At 63.9% G+C, this 16,518-nt stretch carries 17 protein-coding genes; 9 read left to right on the top strand and 8 right to left on the bottom strand.

The window, feature by feature from the left end:
* Positions 1 to 37: 37 nt before the first annotated feature.
* The 4 genes from ACFR99_RS11960 to ACFR99_RS11945 are packed head-to-tail and all read right to left on the bottom strand — an operon-like array spanning position 38 to position 2,965.
* On the bottom strand, positions 38 to 235 hold the full coding sequence (locus ACFR99_RS11960; RefSeq protein WP_390287644.1) for a CbaC protein: 198 nt from the start codon (positions 233 to 235) through the stop codon (positions 38 to 40).
* Positions 235 to 1,992 (bottom strand): b(o/a)3-type cytochrome-c oxidase subunit 1, encoded by a 1,758-nt coding sequence (locus ACFR99_RS11955; protein ID WP_390287642.1) that lies wholly within the window; start codon positions 1,990 to 1,992, stop codon positions 235 to 237. Before ACFR99_RS11955 ends, ACFR99_RS11960 begins: the two co-directional genes overlap by 1 nt.
* On the bottom strand, positions 1,989 to 2,789 hold the full coding sequence (locus ACFR99_RS11950; protein WP_390287640.1) for a cytochrome c oxidase subunit II: 801 nt from the start codon (positions 2,787 to 2,789) through the stop codon (positions 1,989 to 1,991). Before ACFR99_RS11950 ends, ACFR99_RS11955 begins: the two co-directional genes overlap by 4 nt.
* Positions 2,786 to 2,965, bottom strand: coding sequence for a cytochrome oxidase (locus tag ACFR99_RS11945; protein ID WP_390287638.1), 180 nt, complete (start codon positions 2,963 to 2,965; stop codon positions 2,786 to 2,788). The genes ACFR99_RS11950 and ACFR99_RS11945 overlap by 4 nt, the downstream gene beginning before the upstream one ends.
* A gap of 232 nt (positions 2,966 to 3,197) precedes the next feature.
* On the opposite strand from ACFR99_RS11945, the gene ACFR99_RS11940 reads away from it, so the two are divergent.
* The 3 genes from ACFR99_RS11940 (at position 3,198) to ACFR99_RS11930 (ending at position 4,602) form a co-directional block, all read left to right on the top strand.
* Positions 3,198 to 3,545 (top strand): ArsR/SmtB family transcription factor, encoded by a 348-nt coding sequence (locus ACFR99_RS11940; protein WP_390287636.1) that lies wholly within the window; start codon positions 3,198 to 3,200, stop codon positions 3,543 to 3,545.
* Positions 3,542 to 3,853 carry a DUF7521 family protein gene (locus ACFR99_RS11935; RefSeq protein WP_390287634.1) on the top strand — a complete coding sequence of 104 codons (312 nt, stop codon included), beginning with the start codon at positions 3,542 to 3,544 and terminating at the stop codon, positions 3,851 to 3,853. Before ACFR99_RS11940 ends, ACFR99_RS11935 begins: the two co-directional genes overlap by 4 nt.
* Positions 3,854 to 4,218: 365 nt before the next feature.
* A complete protein-coding gene (locus tag ACFR99_RS11930; protein WP_390287632.1) occupies positions 4,219 to 4,602 on the top strand; it encodes a universal stress protein in 384 nt (127 codons plus the stop codon).
* 12 nt (positions 4,603 to 4,614) lie between these two features.
* On the opposite strand, the gene ACFR99_RS11925 is transcribed toward ACFR99_RS11930, so the two are convergent.
* From ACFR99_RS11925 to ACFR99_RS11915, 3 genes are all read right to left on the bottom strand, one after another.
* Entirely contained in the window at positions 4,615 to 5,409 is a 795-nt protein-coding gene (locus ACFR99_RS11925) for a VOC family protein (RefSeq protein ID WP_390287630.1), read from the bottom strand.
* Positions 5,410 to 5,457: 48 nt separating this feature from the next.
* Positions 5,458 to 7,194 carry a Na+/H+ antiporter NhaC family protein gene (locus ACFR99_RS11920; protein WP_390287628.1) on the bottom strand — a complete coding sequence of 579 codons (1,737 nt, stop codon included), beginning with the start codon at positions 7,192 to 7,194 and terminating at the stop codon, positions 5,458 to 5,460.
* A 222-nt stretch (positions 7,195 to 7,416) separates the two neighbouring features.
* Complete coding sequence (locus ACFR99_RS11915) at positions 7,417 to 8,529, bottom strand: OBG GTPase family GTP-binding protein (protein WP_390287626.1); 1,113 nt, start codon at positions 8,527 to 8,529, stop codon at positions 7,417 to 7,419.
* Between the two features lie 197 nt (positions 8,530 to 8,726).
* Here ACFR99_RS11915 and ACFR99_RS11910 point away from each other — a divergent pair, with 197 nt between their 5' ends.
* The 3 genes from ACFR99_RS11910 to ACFR99_RS11900 all read left to right on the top strand — a co-directional run bounded on the left by ACFR99_RS11910 (position 8,727) and on the right by ACFR99_RS11900 (position 11,523).
* The gene (locus ACFR99_RS11910) at positions 8,727 to 10,358 is read left to right on the top strand and encodes a CARDB domain-containing protein (protein WP_390287624.1); all 1,632 of its coding nucleotides are present in this window, start codon (positions 8,727 to 8,729) and stop codon (positions 10,356 to 10,358) included.
* Between the two features lie 84 nt (positions 10,359 to 10,442).
* Positions 10,443 to 10,646, top strand: a complete 204-nt coding sequence (locus ACFR99_RS11905) for a VNG_1110C family protein (protein WP_390287622.1) — start codon at positions 10,443 to 10,445, stop codon at positions 10,644 to 10,646.
* A gap of 364 nt (positions 10,647 to 11,010) precedes the next feature.
* On the top strand, positions 11,011 to 11,523 hold the full coding sequence (locus ACFR99_RS11900; RefSeq protein WP_390287620.1) for a DUF7552 domain-containing protein: 513 nt from the start codon (positions 11,011 to 11,013) through the stop codon (positions 11,521 to 11,523).
* Between the two features lie 107 nt (positions 11,524 to 11,630).
* Here the strand turns inward: ACFR99_RS11900 and budC are convergent, their stop codons facing one another.
* Complete coding sequence (gene budC / locus ACFR99_RS11895; protein WP_390287618.1) at positions 11,631 to 12,359, bottom strand: meso-2,3-butanediol dehydrogenase; 729 nt, start codon at positions 12,357 to 12,359, stop codon at positions 11,631 to 11,633.
* Between the two features lie 205 nt (positions 12,360 to 12,564).
* Between budC and ACFR99_RS11890 the strand changes: the two genes are divergently transcribed.
* The 3 genes from ACFR99_RS11890 to ACFR99_RS11880 all read left to right on the top strand — a co-directional run.
* The gene (locus tag ACFR99_RS11890; RefSeq protein WP_390287616.1) at positions 12,565 to 15,300 is read left to right on the top strand and encodes a cation-translocating P-type ATPase; all 2,736 of its coding nucleotides are present in this window, start codon (positions 12,565 to 12,567) and stop codon (positions 15,298 to 15,300) included.
* Positions 15,301 to 15,359: 59 nt separating this feature from the next.
* Entirely contained in the window at positions 15,360 to 15,764 is a 405-nt protein-coding gene (locus tag ACFR99_RS11885) for a universal stress protein (protein WP_390287614.1), read from the top strand.
* Positions 15,765 to 15,871: 107 nt separating this feature from the next.
* Positions 15,872 to 16,518, top strand: a 647-nt coding sequence (locus tag ACFR99_RS11880; protein ID WP_390287612.1) for a universal stress protein, incomplete at its 3' end; no start/stop codon positions are given.

Genomic DNA, 16,518 nt, shown 5'->3' with positions numbered 1-16,518 from the left:
CCGTGCTCGGGCGTGGGGCGTCTCGCCCGTGTCCTTGTCACTCCGTCTCTGAGGGACTGCCGCGGATCGGTCGGATCGCCCAGATGAGCAGCGCGACAATGACGACGAGTCCGATCAGCGCCGTCTCGAGTGGCGGAATATCCACCCCGAAGAACGCCAGGACTGTGCGTCCCTCGACGATGATCACGAGGCTCAGCGCGATGAGGATCAGTAATTTAGCGGGGGAAGTCTGCATCAGGTGACTAACGCTCCAACGTATTCTAGTCCGAACTCGAGATACATGACCGCTTCGCTGGAGACGGGGAACGGTCTGATATCCTGGCCGAAGAGGCCCGTATCGCTTGCGATACTGGCCAGTGGTAGGGCGTAGGCGAGGACGACGAGCAGGAACGCGATTCCAAACCACAGCCGCAGGTTGTCGAGAACCCGCGGCGAGTCTTTCGGGCCGGACAGCGCCGGGGGGAGCGTCCCGTCGACGACCGGTTCGCTATCGGTGTTGAACACGGTCAGTGCCATGATCCCGAGGAAGAGCATTGCAGAGATGAACAACAACGTGCCGCCAAGTGCGAGCTGGGCGTTGAGTTCGCCCATCGAGCCGACGCCGACGTTGTAGTCAAAGCCCTGGTACTGTGGCTCCGCCGTTCGGCGCGGGACGCCGACGAGCCCAGCCCGGTACATCGAGTTCGTCATGAACACGATGCCGACGAACCAGAGCACGACCTGAAAGAGGGCGATCTGCCGACCGACGAGTCGATTGCCGGTCAGCTGTGGCACGACCCAGTACGACCCAGCCATGAACGTCAGCGCGGACGCGGTTCCCACCTGCGTGTGGATGTGCCCGGGGATCCACAGCGCGTTGTGGACGAGATAATTGATGTTCATACCCGCGTTGACCATCCCGGTAAAGCCGCCAAAGGCGAAGACCGCGCCGGCCAGCGCCATCCCGGTAAAGGCCGGGTCCCGCCACGGGAGCGCTCGGAGCCAGTTGAACGTCCCCTCACCGCCGCGCTGGCGGGCCCCGTGTTCCATACTGGCGACGACGGTAAAGGCGGTCAACAGGCTCGGCAACAGCAGAAACATCGTGTTCGTCATCGCGATGAACTTGAACCCCTCCGCGATGCCCGGGTCCATGTACTGGTGGTGGATGCCGACCGGCGTCGACAGCAGGACGAACAGGATGAACACGACCCTGGCGAGCGGATCGCTGAACAGGCGCCCGCCCGAGAGCTTCGGCAACACGGTGTACCACAGCAGGTACGCCGGCAGCAACCAGAAGTACACGATCATGTGGCCGAAGAACCAGAACAGCGTTCGGGTCAGCAAGGGGTTGAGACTCTCGGTCACCTCGAGCGACCACGGCAGAATAAACACGAGGACTGCAACGATGACGCCGACCGATCCGAGGAAGAACATGATCATCGTCGTCAACACCATAAACGTCCGGAGCGGAATCCGCTCACCGGGGTTTTCGTCCCGCCAGGCCCACCACGTGCGGAACCAGTCGATCCCTGCGAGCCATGTCCCGATCAAGAAGACAGCGAGCCCAATATAGTAGAGCGGATTGGCCTGCAGCGGCGCATAGAACGTAAAGAGTACGTTCGCGCGCAACTCCGAGCCGAGCACCATTGGGGGCTGCTCGAGAAAGCCGGCGAGGATCGCAATTCCCGCGAGGAATGATCCAATCGCCATCAGGCCGTACCAGAGCCAAGTGAACCGGATGTCGACAGGGCCCCGCTGGAGGCTATCCGTTACGGCCCACTGGTACAGCCCAACGAGGAAAAAGATCGTGAACGCGATGACGAGAAAGACGCCGTGACCGGTCAGGACGGTATAGTACTTGTCAGATTCGATGAATCGGAAGATGTCTGTCCGGTGAAACGCCTGAATGATCCCGAAGAGCGCGCCGATCCCGAACGCGATAAACGAGCTCAGAAAGGCAGCCTTAACGAGTCGTGCCTCTGCGGGATACTCGTCGACGAACAGGGCCGTCACGACTCTTCACCCCCCTCGGTCTCAGCCGTCTCGTTTGGCACCACTTCCACCGATCCGGTTTCCTCGTAGTCGTCGACGGAGGCCGACCAGTCGTGCTCGCCCTCACCGAGGGCATCGCTCTCGACCGTAAACGTCACATTCTCGGAACTCTCGCCGTCGACAGTCACGTCCTGCTGGAACGTTTCGTTCCCGATTTCGGCGTCGACGGTGGTCTCGAGCGGCTCGAGTTGCCCGTTTTCGACCGTCGCGGTAAGCTCGACCGTCTCGCCCGGAGCGACGGTATCCGGTGCCTCGACGGACAGGTCGGTCAGGTCGAACTCGTCTTCGGACTGGGCGACGATCAGCCCCTCCATGTCGTGATGGCCGGAGCCGCAGTACTCGTGGCAGACGAGGCCGTACTCGCCGGGATTGTTGAATTCGACGGTCATCTCTGCGACCTGCCCTGGAATGGCCATCGCGTTGAGGTTCGTTCCGGGAACGTAGAAGCCGTGGATCACGTCGCGGCTCGTCACGTGGAACGTGACCTCGCTGTTCGCCGGGACTTCGATCGGGTCAGGCTGAAAGATGAACGTCTGGGCGACGACGTAGGCCGCGTACTCGTTCTCACCGACCTGTTCGACTCGAGGTTCGCCGAAGCGTTCGTCGTCGTTGAGTTCGTTCGGTGCGACGTTCTCGTCCTCGTCGTCGATCATCGTGATGCCGAGGCCGACCGAGCCGTACGTGATCGTCACAATGAGGGCGACGATCAGAACCATCGAACCCACGATCCAGAGCTTCTCGTACGTATGGATCCTCATACGAGGATCACCGACACGACCGTGCCATACACCGTCAGGTCGTTCCCGACAAACTCGACGAAGTACGTGAACAGCCACATGAGCATGAGGGCCACGAAGTACAACGCGATGAGCGCGAGTGTCCCCCATGGATCGTACTCGTCGTGGCCGATCGCCCGCGAAACAGGAGAATCCATATCGGAGTTGCCACCACAGTCGAGAAAATAACCCCTGCGGAGCGTTCGCACGCGAAATAGCGACTTGGACGACGAAAGCATTGATTACCGGCACTGTCGTGGATCGTTTCATTCGCCGAGAGCGGTGCTCGTGCTGTCGATAAAGGTCGTCGCGGCGGCCGACGACGGTGTTTTCTCGTTCAGAAAAATCGGATCGCTTTTCATAGGGATCCCGAAACGAACTGCTATACCAGTGAGTGAGGACACCGATCTGTCGACGCTGCTTGCAGTCCTCGACGACGAGTACGCACGAGATATCCTCACCCACGTGAGCGTCGAACCCATGTCTGCCAGTACCCTGAGCGAACGGTGTGACGCCTCCCTGCCGACGATCTACCGCCGGCTCGACCGACTCGAAGAGTGTCACCTCGTCACCGAAGAGACGGAACTCGCCCAAGACGGCAACCATTACAGCGTCTACCGTGCGAACTTAGACCGGCTGGAACTCTCGCTGGACGAAGGCTCGTTTTCGGTCGACGTGACGTATCGTGAAGAAGACGTCGCCGACAAGTTTACTCGGATGTGGGAGGGGATGCGATGACCCGGTCCGTCGTGCGCCTCGACGGAGCGACGCTGTTCGAACTCCTGACCGTCGCGAGTCTCTTTCTGGTCGCACTCTTCGGGACGCTCATCGCCTATCAGGCCTACCGGGGTTACCGCCGGAACGACGCTCGATCGATGCTGTATCTCGCCGTCGGGTTGCTGTTGTTGACGCTGTGTCCGTTCGTGCTCAACGTCGCGGTCACGACGCTGCTCGACCCCGAGCAAATCGTCATCGCGTTCCTCGAGAACGTGAGTCGGCTGTTCGGACTGGTCGCGATCACGTATTCGTTGTACGGCCACCACTGACGGGTAGTCTAGACGAACCGAAAACGAGCCCCACGACGTGGCACCTGTGGTGGGCCGAAGCGATTCCGGCGGCCATCAACTCTCGATGGCACGTCAAGGGTCGACCGACGCGACACGGCCCGCGAGAGGGGGAGCGCGGGACCGTGGTGGAAGGCGTCGCGACCCTGGGATGATCGGATGCGGGGAGGTCTGGGGGACCATCACGGCGGTGGGTGATGGGCTATCGTGTCCCCCAGTGAAACCGTTTGGTGCCTCCGTATTAGTGATATGAGCGCGTTTTCTGAGTCGGAAAAAACGGTATCGCCAACGCATGCCCTGCGATCACGCATCACAGGATTCTTCGAGACTGCCGTTCGAAAGCCAGTATGCAGTATCTCGTGGGAACTGACTCCGTCCACACGACGGCGGCGATCTGTGACTATCTCGAGGCTCGCGCGACGGCTGACGACGCTGTGACCGTGATCGCGGTCGCACCAGCGGACGAGCCGACGGCACGTCGCGACGCCGACGAGGCACTGAACGTCGCCACCGTTCGGCTCGCAGCCGTCGGCGACGTCGAGACCGAGCGTCGATCGGGAATGCCAGCCAAGGTACTCCGCGATGTCGCAGCGGAACGCGGCGCCGACGAGATCGTTATCGGAACCCACAGCGGCGATCCCGATGCGACGCGCGAGGTCGGCTCGAGCGCACGACGGCTCCTCGCGGCCGCACGTCGGCCGGTCGTCGTCGTGCCGATCCCCGAACTCTAACGCGCGAGCGGGCTAGAAGGGGAACAGCGAGTCGGCCTCGAGATCGCGCTCGATGAGTTCGATCTCGTGACCGTCCGGGTCTTTGGTGAAGGCGTACATGTTGTCGTTGCTCTCGGGGTCGCGATAGTCGGGGGCCTCGCGCGTCATGAGTTGGTCCCAGTCCTCCGCGAGGTCGTCGACGCGGACACAGAGGTGGCCCCAGGCGTCGCCGAACTCGTAGCTGCGGCCGTCGTAGTTGTAGGTGAGTTCGACGGACATCGCCTCGGGGGCAGCGTCCGTGGGTTCGACGAAGTAGTTCGCGAAGGTGTCGGCTTCCCAGCGGCCGACCTCGTCGTACTCGAACTTGCGGGTCCAGAAGCCGAGCGCCTCGTCGGCGTCTTCGACGCGGATCATCGTGTGGTCGAGCGACCAGAGTGCCCCTTCGTCGGGGTCGCGCTGGACGAGTTCGATCTCGTGGCCGTCCGGATCCTTGACGAACGCGTAGCGACCACCACAGGATTCGGGGTCGCGATAGTCCTCGACACCCTCGTCCATGAGCTGCTGGTAGTAGTCCTCGAGTTCGCCCTCGGGAACGCGGACCGCAACGTGCCCCCAGGCGTCACCTACGTCGGGCTCTTCGCCCTCGTTGTGGGTGAGCTCGAGCATCGCGCCGTCCTCGTGCATGTCTTCGGGCCCGAGATAGACGATGGTGAACCCGTCTCCTTCGTACCGGTCTTTCTCTTCGTACTCGAGGTGGGTCTGATACCAGTCGAGCGATTCCTCGAGGTCCGCGACGCGGATCATCGTGTGGTCGAGCGTTCCGTCCATACCCGAGAGGAAGCCCGCACGCTCCAAAAAATTGGCGGCTGCAGTCGTCTATTCGGCCTGTTCGGACGATTCCGACTCGCTCGCTCGGCTGCTCGTTCCAGGTGTCGCTCGCGGCTCGCCTTCGACGACCGTCCGAGAGGCGACCGGCTCGAGGTCCTTTCGGCCAGCGTCGAATCTCGAGAGGCCGACGACGAGGCCGACGAGGGCGACGACGCCCAGCGGCAGGAAGACGATCGCCGGAACGCCCAGATAGCCGTTGAGCAGGTAACAGCCCACGACGACGAGGAAGACGGTCGCAGCGTAGGGCAGTTGCGTCCGCACGTGGTCGATCAGGTCGGCCCCACTGAACGTCGCCGAGAGCACCGTCGTGTCGGAGATCGGCGAGGCGTGATCGCCGAAGATCGCGCCGGAGAAGACGGCACCGACGGCGACCGGGACGAGCTCGAATCCCGTTCCGAACTCGTAGGCGACCTGCACGGCGATGGGCGTGACCAGCCCCATCGTCGCCCACGACGATCCCATCGTGAACGCGACGAAGGCGGCGACCAACAGGATGAGCACAGGGAGGAGTTCCGCCGACAGGTAGCCCTGCGCGAGCCCGGCGACGTAGTCGCCCGTGCCGAGCGTCTCCGCGACGCTGCTGATCGTCCAGGCGAGGACGAGGATCGTCACCGCCGTCAGCATGATCCCGAAGCCGTCGAGGACGGTGTCGACGGCCTCACCGATGTCGAACAGCCCGTAGGCGAGCCCGAGGAGGATCGCCGAGACGACCATGGCGAACGACCCCCAGGTCAGCGCCGTCGCGAAGTCGCCCGCGCCGACGATATCGACCAGTACCTGAACGATCGCAGACACGAGCTCTTCGATCCCGTCGCCCTCAACCGCGGCTCCGATCGACGTCGGCGCTCCCGCTTCGGTCTGGCTCGAGATCCACGACTGGTAGCCCGTCCAGAACGCGCTCGCGAGCGTCACCGCGATCAGGACGACGACGGGCGCGAAGAAGATCCGGAGCATCGGCCGCTTATCGATCGGCGCGCCGAGTTCCTCCTCGACCTTCTGGAGCGGCTGTGCGTCCTCGCGGTTGACGTTTCCGGTCGTCCACGACCGGTGTTCGGCGTCGAGCATCTCGCCGTAGTCCCGACCAGTGTAGACGATGACACCGACCATGACGATCGCCAGCAGCGCGTAGGTGTTGTAGGGAATCGACCGGACGAACGTCGCGAACGCGGTTGGTGCTTCCTCTGCGACGCCCATGTCTTCGTAGGCACCGCTGATCAGCGAGAGTTGGAACGCGACCCAACTCGAGATGCCGAGCGTCGCGACGGGGGCAGCCGTCGAGTCGACGATGTAGGCGAGCTTCTCGCGGGAGATCCGCAACTCGTCGGAGATCTCGCGCATCGTGCTTCCGACGATCGCCGTGTTGGCGTAGTCGTCGAAGAACATGGCGATCCCGAGAATCCACGTGGTCATTCCGACGGTCCGCTGGCTCTCTAAGTGATTCGTCGCCCACTCGCGGACGGCGAGCGCGCCGCCGAGCCGCCAGATGAGTGCAACGCCCGACCCCAACAAGAGCGTGAAGACGAGGATCTGGACGTGAAAGCCATCGTCGACGATGATCGCGGCGACGATCCAGTCGAAAGTCTGTCCGATTCCGAGGCTCTCGGTATAGATGACCGCCCCCGACCAGATGCCAAGAAACAGCGACAGCATCGGCCGCCGAGTCACGATCGCGAGACCGATCGCGAGCAGCGGGGGAACGAGCGAGAGCACGCCGAACTCTGCCATAACTACCTAGTCGTCGGGTCGTCGGATATGCTTCACCGTTCCGATCCAATCATTATCTCATCAATAATCACGAACGATAGATTCTGCGACGATTCCGTTGGTCACCACCTGGAATCGACTCTCCCGAAAACGACGATACCGTTTCTATCATTATGCTGTCTTAATTCGGCGTGAGGCGGCAGATACGAATCGGCGTCGGTGCCGACGACGGGCCGACCGTGATTAGCGGCGGAGAATCAACTTCAGCACGTCTTCGTCCTCGAGGACGTGGTCCATCCCAACCTGTTGTTCGTCGTGGGTCGCGCTGGGGCCGCTGACACGGGCGAAGCGGAATCGCTCTTCCATCTCGCCGCCGAGTTTCTCGATGGCCTCGCCGACGGTGGCTCCCTCCTCGATGACCAGTGGCTCCTCCCAGTCGACGCCGCGACCGGGTTTGTCCATGTAGACCCGGATGAGACCGAGGTTCTCCCAGATGCGGTCTTTGAGCGCCTCGAGCCCCTTCTCCTTCTCGGCGCTGATGAACGTGACCTCCTCGGGGTCGAGATCGCGCTCGCGCAACTGCTCGTCGACGGTCTCCTTGTAGTCCGGCTGGATCAGGTCGACCTTGTTGACGCAGGTGATCGACGGAATGTACTCGCGGTTGTCCATCAGCCCGTCGACCAGCCGATCGATGGTGACGTTCTCCTGCAGGTTGAGGTCGGCGTTGACGTAGCCCTGGTCACGGAGCACGTCCTGAATCGTCTTCTCGTCTAGGTCCTGATCGGTGCTCGAGGTGATCTTGATACCGTCTTTGATCTTCGGGCGGACGGTGACCCGCGGGGGTTCCTGGTCGACGCGGATGTTGATGTCGTAGAGTTCCTTCTGCAGACGATCGTACTGGTCAATCTCGAACACCGAGAGGACGAACACGATCAGGTCGGCGTTGCGGACGACCGCCAGCACCTGCTGCCCGTCGCCTTTCCCTGCCGCCGCGCCCTCGATCAGCCCCGGCACGTCGAGCAGCTGGATGTTCGCACCACGGTGGTTGAGCATGCCTGGGTTGACGTCCAGCGTCGTGAACTCGTAGGAGCCGGTCTCGCTCTCGGCGTTGGTCAGCGAGTTCAGCAGCGACGACTTGCCGACGCTCGGGAAGCCAACCAGTGCGACGGTCGCGTCGCCGTGTTTCTCGACGGAATAGCCGCCACCGCCGCCCGAGCCCGACTGCTGTTTCTCGAGTTTCTCCTTTTTCTCCGCGAGCTTGGACTTCAGCCGGCCGATGTGGGCCTCCGTCGACTTGTTGTAGGGCGTGTTGGCGATTTCTTCCTCGATTGCCTCGATTTCATCCTCGAGCCCCATTTGTCAGTACTCAACCGGTCGTGCCGAAAAACCCTTTCGAGACCCGCGCCGGCCGACGCGAACGAACTCGCTATCAGCGTCGTGACCGGTCACCATCGTCGCCGCCGTTCCAGCGAACTGGAGACTCGTTTCCTCGGGTACGTTCATCTCACCAACGTTGTGTTAGCTATACCCGTTCACTATCCGCATGCTACCGTATGCGCAGGCGGGAATACGTTACGGCGGTGGGGAGTAGTGTGGGTGCGCTCACGGCGACGGGAATCGGGCAAGCTCAGCGTCGTCTCGAGCGGGTTCTCCCGGCCGACAGCGATACGGCCGTCCGGCCCGGCGGCGAACTCGTGTTCGAGGCTGCGGCCACCCCTGGGTTCGATCCACCGGCGACCGAGTGGTGGATCGACGGCGACGGAGCGGCCGAGGTCGCGCCGGCCGCTCCCTTCTGGAGTTACACGCACCGAACTGGGAACCCGACCGCACACGGCCAGTTCGACGAGCCCGGGACGTACGAGGTAGTTGTAGCCGCTGACGGGGCCACAGCCTCCTGGCGGGTGACGGTCGCCGACGACGCACCGGCGGCACCGAGCGCGACGGTCACGTGTGATCCCGGGCCGGCTGCCACGATCACCACACGCGACGAGCTCACGGTGACCGCGACGGCCACGGACGACAGTGGGGTCCTCGAGCGTGTCTTCTGGCAGGAAGGCCGCAACGCCACGTACGTCGACAGCGTCGACATCTCGGGGGCGGACGCGAGGGTTACGTACACGACGACGGCAGGCGACGCCATCTGGTTCATCGGTGGCTATCCGATGATGGCGTGGGTCGTCTGCCGCGACGGGCGCGTGTCCGTCGCCCGAACTGAGGGGCCGTCGATCGAAGCGATGCGTGACGTGCGGATCACCGGGACGAACGCGCCGGTCCGGGCGGGGGAGGACCTCGTCGTCGATGCCGAACTGGAGATCGATGGCGACAGCACCTATCACGGCTTCGTCGAGGCGACGCTCGAGTTGATCGTCGGCCACGATCCGACGCACGTCGACAGCACGACGGTCGAGGTGTTCGCCGGCCAGACTGAGACGGTCTCCCTCGAGTTCACGACCGCGACCGTCCGCAACACGCAGACGTTTCCGGTCCGCGTCGAGACGCGCCACACGGCTGCGGAGACGGACGTCACCGTCATCGGAACCGACGACGAGGGGGCCGGCCAACTGACCGTGACGAACCTGTCGACGAACGCCCCGGTGACCGGCGGTGATTGGCTCGAGGTGACGGCGACGCTCGCGAACACGGGCGAGGGGCCTGTCAGCCGCGAGGTCGAACTCGTGGTCGGCCACGATCCGACGACCGTCGACAGCCAGCAGGTGGCCCTCGACGCGGGCGAGACGACGACTGTCTCGCTTGGATACGAGACCTACCCCGTCGTGAACGACGACGAGTTCCCGGTTCGGGTGCGGACGGGCGACGATTCGGCCTCGCGGTCCGTCCTGGTTTACGGCCGCGATAGGGACGGAAACGGCGAGTCCGGCGAGGCGAGGTTTTCGGTGTCGATCACCGGGACGAACGCGCCGGTGGACGGCGGCGACTGGCTCGAGGTGACCGCGACCGTCGAAAATCTGGGAGATACCGCAGCCTCGCACGACGTCGAGCTCGTGGTCGGTCGCTCGCCCGAGGTGGTCGATTCCCGGACCGTCGGTCTTCCAGCCGGCCAGACGGCGACGGTCTCACTGGGGTACGAAACCTATCCGGTGACCAACGACGACACGTTCCCGGTGACGGTCCGGTCGCCCCACTCGAGCGACACGCGGACGGTCACGGTCCGTGGAACGGGCTGATGCGCGGACATCACCACTAAATAACATTACCATTGACAACGTAATTTCGACACACATAAACGACCGGCGACCGTCAGATCGAGTATGTCGAACGCATCGCAGCTGCGTGACAGCACCCAGATCGTCCTCCCCAGCGAGGCACTCGAGGGGCTCGAGGCGCAGCTCGATGACGTCTGTACGGTTTCGGTCTTCGCCGAGGGCGACGACCAGTGCCGGATCGTCGGCAGCCCCGTCGAGATCAAACGGGCCACCGAGTTTCTCGCCCGGCATGGCGTCAGCGTGCGCTGATCGCCGGAATCGTTCCTGAATGGGTTCTCACCCTCCGACACGACAGCCCTGTTGGACTGCATCGCTCGAGGTGTCCACGTTGAAGTCCGTGAGCGCCTCGAGAACCACGAAACCACGCCGACCGAAGGCGAGTGTCCACAGTGCCGGCTCGCGGCGCCGTTGGTGGGCCGTCGAACTGTCCGGCGTGAGCCACACCGTTGTGAGCGACCGTGGCGGGTCGAAACCAGAATGCCTATGTTGATTTAGGCCCGCCTAAAAGTATGGCAGAGAAGCCGACAGGGAATGCGAAACCGGCGTATCAGAAACGATTCGAGGACGGCGACGGCGCGAAAATAATGCACGTCGACTGTTCGACCACGACGGTGTGTCACCAGTGACCCCCGAGACGACGTCCGGTACGGACGAGTCCGCGACCCCAGTCGAGACGATCCGGTCGGCGCGAGACACCGTCGCCTCCCTCCGACGTACCGACGGTGGCTTCGTCGTCTCCTGTCGCGAGTCGGGGATTCGACCCGAACCAGTCACGGACGCGCGGTTCGACAGTCACGGTGATGCCCAGCAGGCCTGTGCTGCCGCTCGCCGCTATCGTGACGCGATGCGAACGCTGGATCCGTCGCTGTCACGGTACGATCTCGTCGTCTCGCCGATCGACGAGACCGCACTCGAGGTCGCGAGCGTTCGCGAACAGACCGACCGCCGACGTGCGAACGGGCTCCCCGCGTCGCGACGGACCGTGACACTCGCCGGCAGCGGCAGCGACGAGTGGCTTCGCGTCGAGAACGGGCCGGTCGTTCACTTCACCGGTCCCGATTCGCTGCTCGACGACGAGGTCATCGCGCGACAACTGCGATCGAAACTCGATGAGAACCGCGGCTGATTGCCGCCCGTCGCCACACCGGCCCGACGGTCGTGTCGTCCGGGATAGAGACGCTCGGCTACCCACTCTCACGACCCACGGATGGCCGGGAGCCTGCCTGGGTGCCCTCAAAACGCCGTCCAGCCGCCGTCGACCGGCATGTTCGCGCCGGTGATGTACGACGCGTCGTCGGACGCCAGGAACGCGGCCATGGGTGCGATCTCCTCCGGTTGTCCGGGCCGATCCATCGGCGTCTGCTGCTCGAGGAAGCTGTAGAACCGCTCGGACTCGAGTAAGTCCTCGGTCATCGGGGTCTCGACGAACCCCGGACAGATACTGTTGACGCGGACGCCCTGATCGGCGTAGTCGATCGCGACCTGCTGGGTGAAGTTGACGACGCCCCCTTTCGCGGCGGAGTAGGAGGCAGCGCCTTTCCCGCCGACGAGCCCGTAGATGGAGCCGAGATTGATGATACAGCCGTCGGATTCCTTGAGGTGGGGTAACGCGGCCTTGGTGCCGTGCATGACGCCGCCGAGGTTCGTCTCGATCACCGTCTCCCACTCCTCGAGCGCCATCTCCTCGACGGACGTCTCGCTCGAGACGCCGGCGTTGTTCACGATGACGTCGAGCCGGCCGTGCTCATCGACGGTGCCATCGACGAGGGCTTTCACCTGCTCGTACTCGCGGACGTCACAGTATTCGAACTGACAGCCGAGTTCGTCGGCCGTTGCGGTGCCTTCCTCCTCGTCGATGTCGGCGATGATGACCGTCGCGCCGTCGTCGATGAACCGGTCGGCGATCGCCTTGCCGATGCCGACCGCGCCGCCGGTCACGATGGCGATCTTGTCTTCGAGCATTGCGGCCGCTGGCTACATCTGGCGGCGACAAATCTATTTGTATTCTCCACTCGAGTGGAATGTCAGTACTTGTGATCAGTCAGTCCGAGTATTCGTTGCTGGGGTGATTAAGAACCGAATGGTGGTACGGTCGGCGCAGGATACGCTTCCCATTCCGTGAGGACAGGAGCCGAGTATTACCAGCGCAGACGTCAACAGAGCATCCGTGTCACGTTCAACGCACCACGAGCGCGTCGACGAGTCGACGACTGATACCTGGCACTCGAGACCGCTCGAAGACGTCTACGCGGGCCTCGAGACGTCTGACCAGGGGTTGGAGTCGGACGAGGCACAGACCCGTCTCGAGCGCGAGGGACCGAACGAGATCGAAGCCGAGGACGGAACCTCTCCGCTTCGGATCTTGCTCGAGCAGTACTCGTCGGCGTTGATCTGGGTGTTGATCGTCGCGGCGGTCGTGATGGCGGCGGTCGACCACCTCCTCGACGCCGCGGTCATCGGGGGCATCGTCGTGTTCATCACGCTGTTCGGGTTCGTCCAGGACTACCGGGCCGAACAGAGCATTCAGGCGCTGCGCGAACTGTCGACGACGTACGCCCTCGTCAGACGCGGCGGCGAGAAACGCGAGATCGACGCCACGAAACTCGTTCCCGGGGATATCGTCTACGTCGAGTCCGGCGACATCGTTCCCGCCGACGCCCGGCTACTCGAGGAATCCAATCTGCGCGTCGACGAGGCGGCCCTGACCGGCGAGAGTGCCGGCGTCTCGAAGACGATCGGCACCGTCGCCGAGGATATCGCGCTCGCCGAGCGCGAGAACATGCTCTACAAGGACACCGTCGTGGAGCGCGGCTCCGGGGTTGCGGTCGTCGTCGAGACCGGGGCCGCGACCGAGATGGGGCGAATCGCGACCGCCCTCGAAGCGGCGGAAGAACGGGAGACGCCGTTTCAGGCCGAGATGGACCGCCTCGGCAAGCTCATCGCGGTCGGTGTCGTGGGCGTCGTCGCGATCATCGCCGTCGCCGAACTCGCCGTCGGCGAGACGGAGCCGCTGCAGGTGTTTCTGACGGCGGTCGGGATCGCCGTCTCCGCGGTGCCCGAGGGACTGCCCGCGGTCGTCACGCTATCGCTCGCGCTCGGCGCACGCCGGATGGCCGAGCAGAACGCCCTCGTGCGCCGACTGCCGATCGTCGAGGCGCTCGGGTCGGTCGACGTCATCTGTACGGACAAAACCGGCACGCTCACCGAAGAGGAGATGACGGTTCAACGGCTCGTCACCAACCGCGAGGTCTACGAGGTGACCGGGACCGGCTACGACACAGACGGCGAGTTTCTCCGGGGCGGTGACCCAGTCGACGCCGAGCGCGTCGCCGGGGTCCTGCGCTGTGGGATGCTCTGTAACAACGTCGACGTCGGCACCCGCGAGCGAGACGACATCGACGAGCTGGCTGCGACGGCACACGGCGACAACGGAACGTATCTCGGCGATCCGACCGAAATCGCGCTGTTCGTCGCCGCCCAGAAGGCCGGCTTCGATCACGACGACCTCGACGAGGCCTACCCCCGTCTCGGAGAGGTCGACTTCACCTCCGGGAGAAAGCGGATGACGACGGTGCATCGAACGCCCGACGACGGAACTGTCGCCTACATGAAAGGCGCCCCCGAGACCGTTCTCGAGCGCTGTGACCGCGAACTCGTCGACGGCGACCACGTCGCGTTGACCGACGAGCGTCGGGCGGCACTCGAGGCTCAAACTGAGTCGTTCGCCGAAGACGCGTTGCGCGTGATGGGGTTTGCCTACCGGCCCGACGTGCCGGAATCACAGGTCGAGTCGCCGGACGAAGACCTCGAGCAGGGGATGGTCTTTCTCGGCTTACAGGGGATGCTCGATCCACCGCGGCCGGAGGTGCCGGGCGCGATCGAGGGCTGTCTCGAGGCCGGTATCGATGTCGTGATGATCACCGGCGACAACGCCGTGACGGCACGAGCGGTCGGCGAGGAGATCGGCCTTCGATCGACGCGCGTCGTGACGGGTCCCGACCTCGAGACGATGAGCGACGATGAACTCCAGACGGCCGTCGAGGAGGTCGACATCTTCGCCCGCACGGCCCCCGAACACAAGACGCGGATCCTCCAGACGTTACAGGCGAACGGACACACGGTGGCGATGACGGGCGACGGCGTCAACGACGCGCCGGCGGTGAAAAACGCAGATGTCGGCGTCGCGATGGGGATTCGTGGGACGGACGTCACCGAACAGTCGTCCGATATCGTCCTGCTCGACGACAATTTCGCGACGATTCGGGACGCGGTCAAAGGCGGTCGACGCATCTTCGACAACGTCCGCAAGTTCGTCAACTTCTTGCTGTGTTGGAACGCCGGAGAAGTGATGCTGGTGTTTTCCGGGTCGATGCTCGGCTTCGGACTCGTCGTCACGCCGGTCCAGATCCTCTGGATCAACGTCGTGACCGACGGCCTCCCCGCGCTGTCGATGGGCGTCGACCCGCCGACGGACGACGTCATGGAGCGCGACCCCCGACCGCCGGATCAAGGCGTGATCACGGACCGGATTACAGCCTCAATCGTCGGCATCGGTGTCCTCATCGCACTCACGATCATGCCGCTGTTTTACGTCCACCGGGCCGATATCGAGCTCGCCCGAACGATGGTGTTTACCTCGCTCGTCGTCTTCGAGATCGCCGGCATTCAGGCAGTACGGTGGCGCTACGGGCTCGGACCGTTCTCCAACCGGTGGCTCATCATCGGTGTGGCGATCGCGCTCACGTTACAGTTCGTGGTGCTCTATACCCCGGTTGGCGTCCTGTTTGCCGTCGTGCCACTCGCGGCCATCCACTGGGCCCAGATCGGGGTCGCACTGCTCGCGTTCGGCGCGTTACTGGCGCTTTTCGAGAACGTCCTGGACCGATACTACGATCGATACTGACCTATCACGGTTGCTTCCAGTCGCGGTAGACCCTTGCCCGCTCGGCGTCTACGTGGACTATGACTCGAGTTCTGGTCCCGGTCGACGGCTCCTCGCGAGCGACCGACGCACTCCAGGAAGCGTTCGACCTGTTCCCCGACGCCGAGATCCACGTCTTGCACGTCATTCAGGTCACTCGGATCCCGTCGGAACCGGAGACGACGCCCTACGAATACGCCAAAGAGAGGGGGCAAGCGTTTCTCGAGGACGCGGCGACGACCGCCGATACACACGGTCGAGAGATCAAAACGGCGCTCATCGAGGGCCATACCGCCCGCACGATCCTCCGGTATATCGACGAGCACGACATCGATCACGTCGTGATGGGCAGTACCGGTCGGTCCGGGATGTCGAGAGTTCTGCTCGGCAGCGTCGCGGAGGCGGTCACCCGTCGCTCTCCCGTCTCGGTCACGATCGTTCGCTAACGGCCCCGTGTCGCCGTTCTCGAGTCGGACCGACTGCCTGCGGGTTCGGCTTTATACGCGTCGGTGTGGAAGGGCGAGTCGATCGGGCCTTCGCACCGACGATAGCCATGCCACAGCACATCCTCGTTCCGCTCGACGGCTCGGCGCACGGATTCGCCGGGCTGGAGTACAGCCTCGCGTCGTTTCCCGACGCGTCGGTCACCGCACTCACTGTCGTCGATCCAACGCGCGATCACACCGCGGCCGTTGGCGCGTCCGAATCGCCCCAGGAACGCGCCGAAAATCGGGGTGAGGAAATCCTCGAGCGCGCGGCCGAGCGGGCCGCCGACCACGACCGCGAGATACGAACGCTGCTCCGAACCGGCCGCCCACACACCGAGATCCTCGCGGTCGTGACCGACGACGACATCGACCACGTCGTCATGGGCAGCCACGGCGAATCGCCGATTACGAGCCCGTTTCTCGGCCACGTAAGCGAGACTGTCATCCGCCGCGCCCCCGTCTCGGCGACGATCGTCCCCGAACTGGCGGCGGCGCTCCACGAACGCGACCTCCCTGGCGACCTCTTGATTCCCGTCGATGGCTCCGAACAGGCCGAGGCCGCGCTCGCGTACGCACTCGAGACGTTTCCGGACGGCTCACACACCGCGATCCACGTTCTAGAGCTCCCGTTCGACCAGTCGGCGGCCGTCGAGGGGACCGACCTCGACGAGATCCGAGCCGCCGCCGAGGACCGCGCGGAGGAGATCCTGGC

The sequence above is a fragment of the Haloarchaeobius amylolyticus genome (assembly GCF_042678045.1).
Classification (GTDB): Archaea; Halobacteriota; Halobacteria; order Halobacteriales; family Natrialbaceae; genus Natrinema; species Natrinema amylolyticus_A.
Note: the sequence above shows the minus strand (reverse complement) of the source record. Positions and strands in the feature narration are given on the sequence as shown.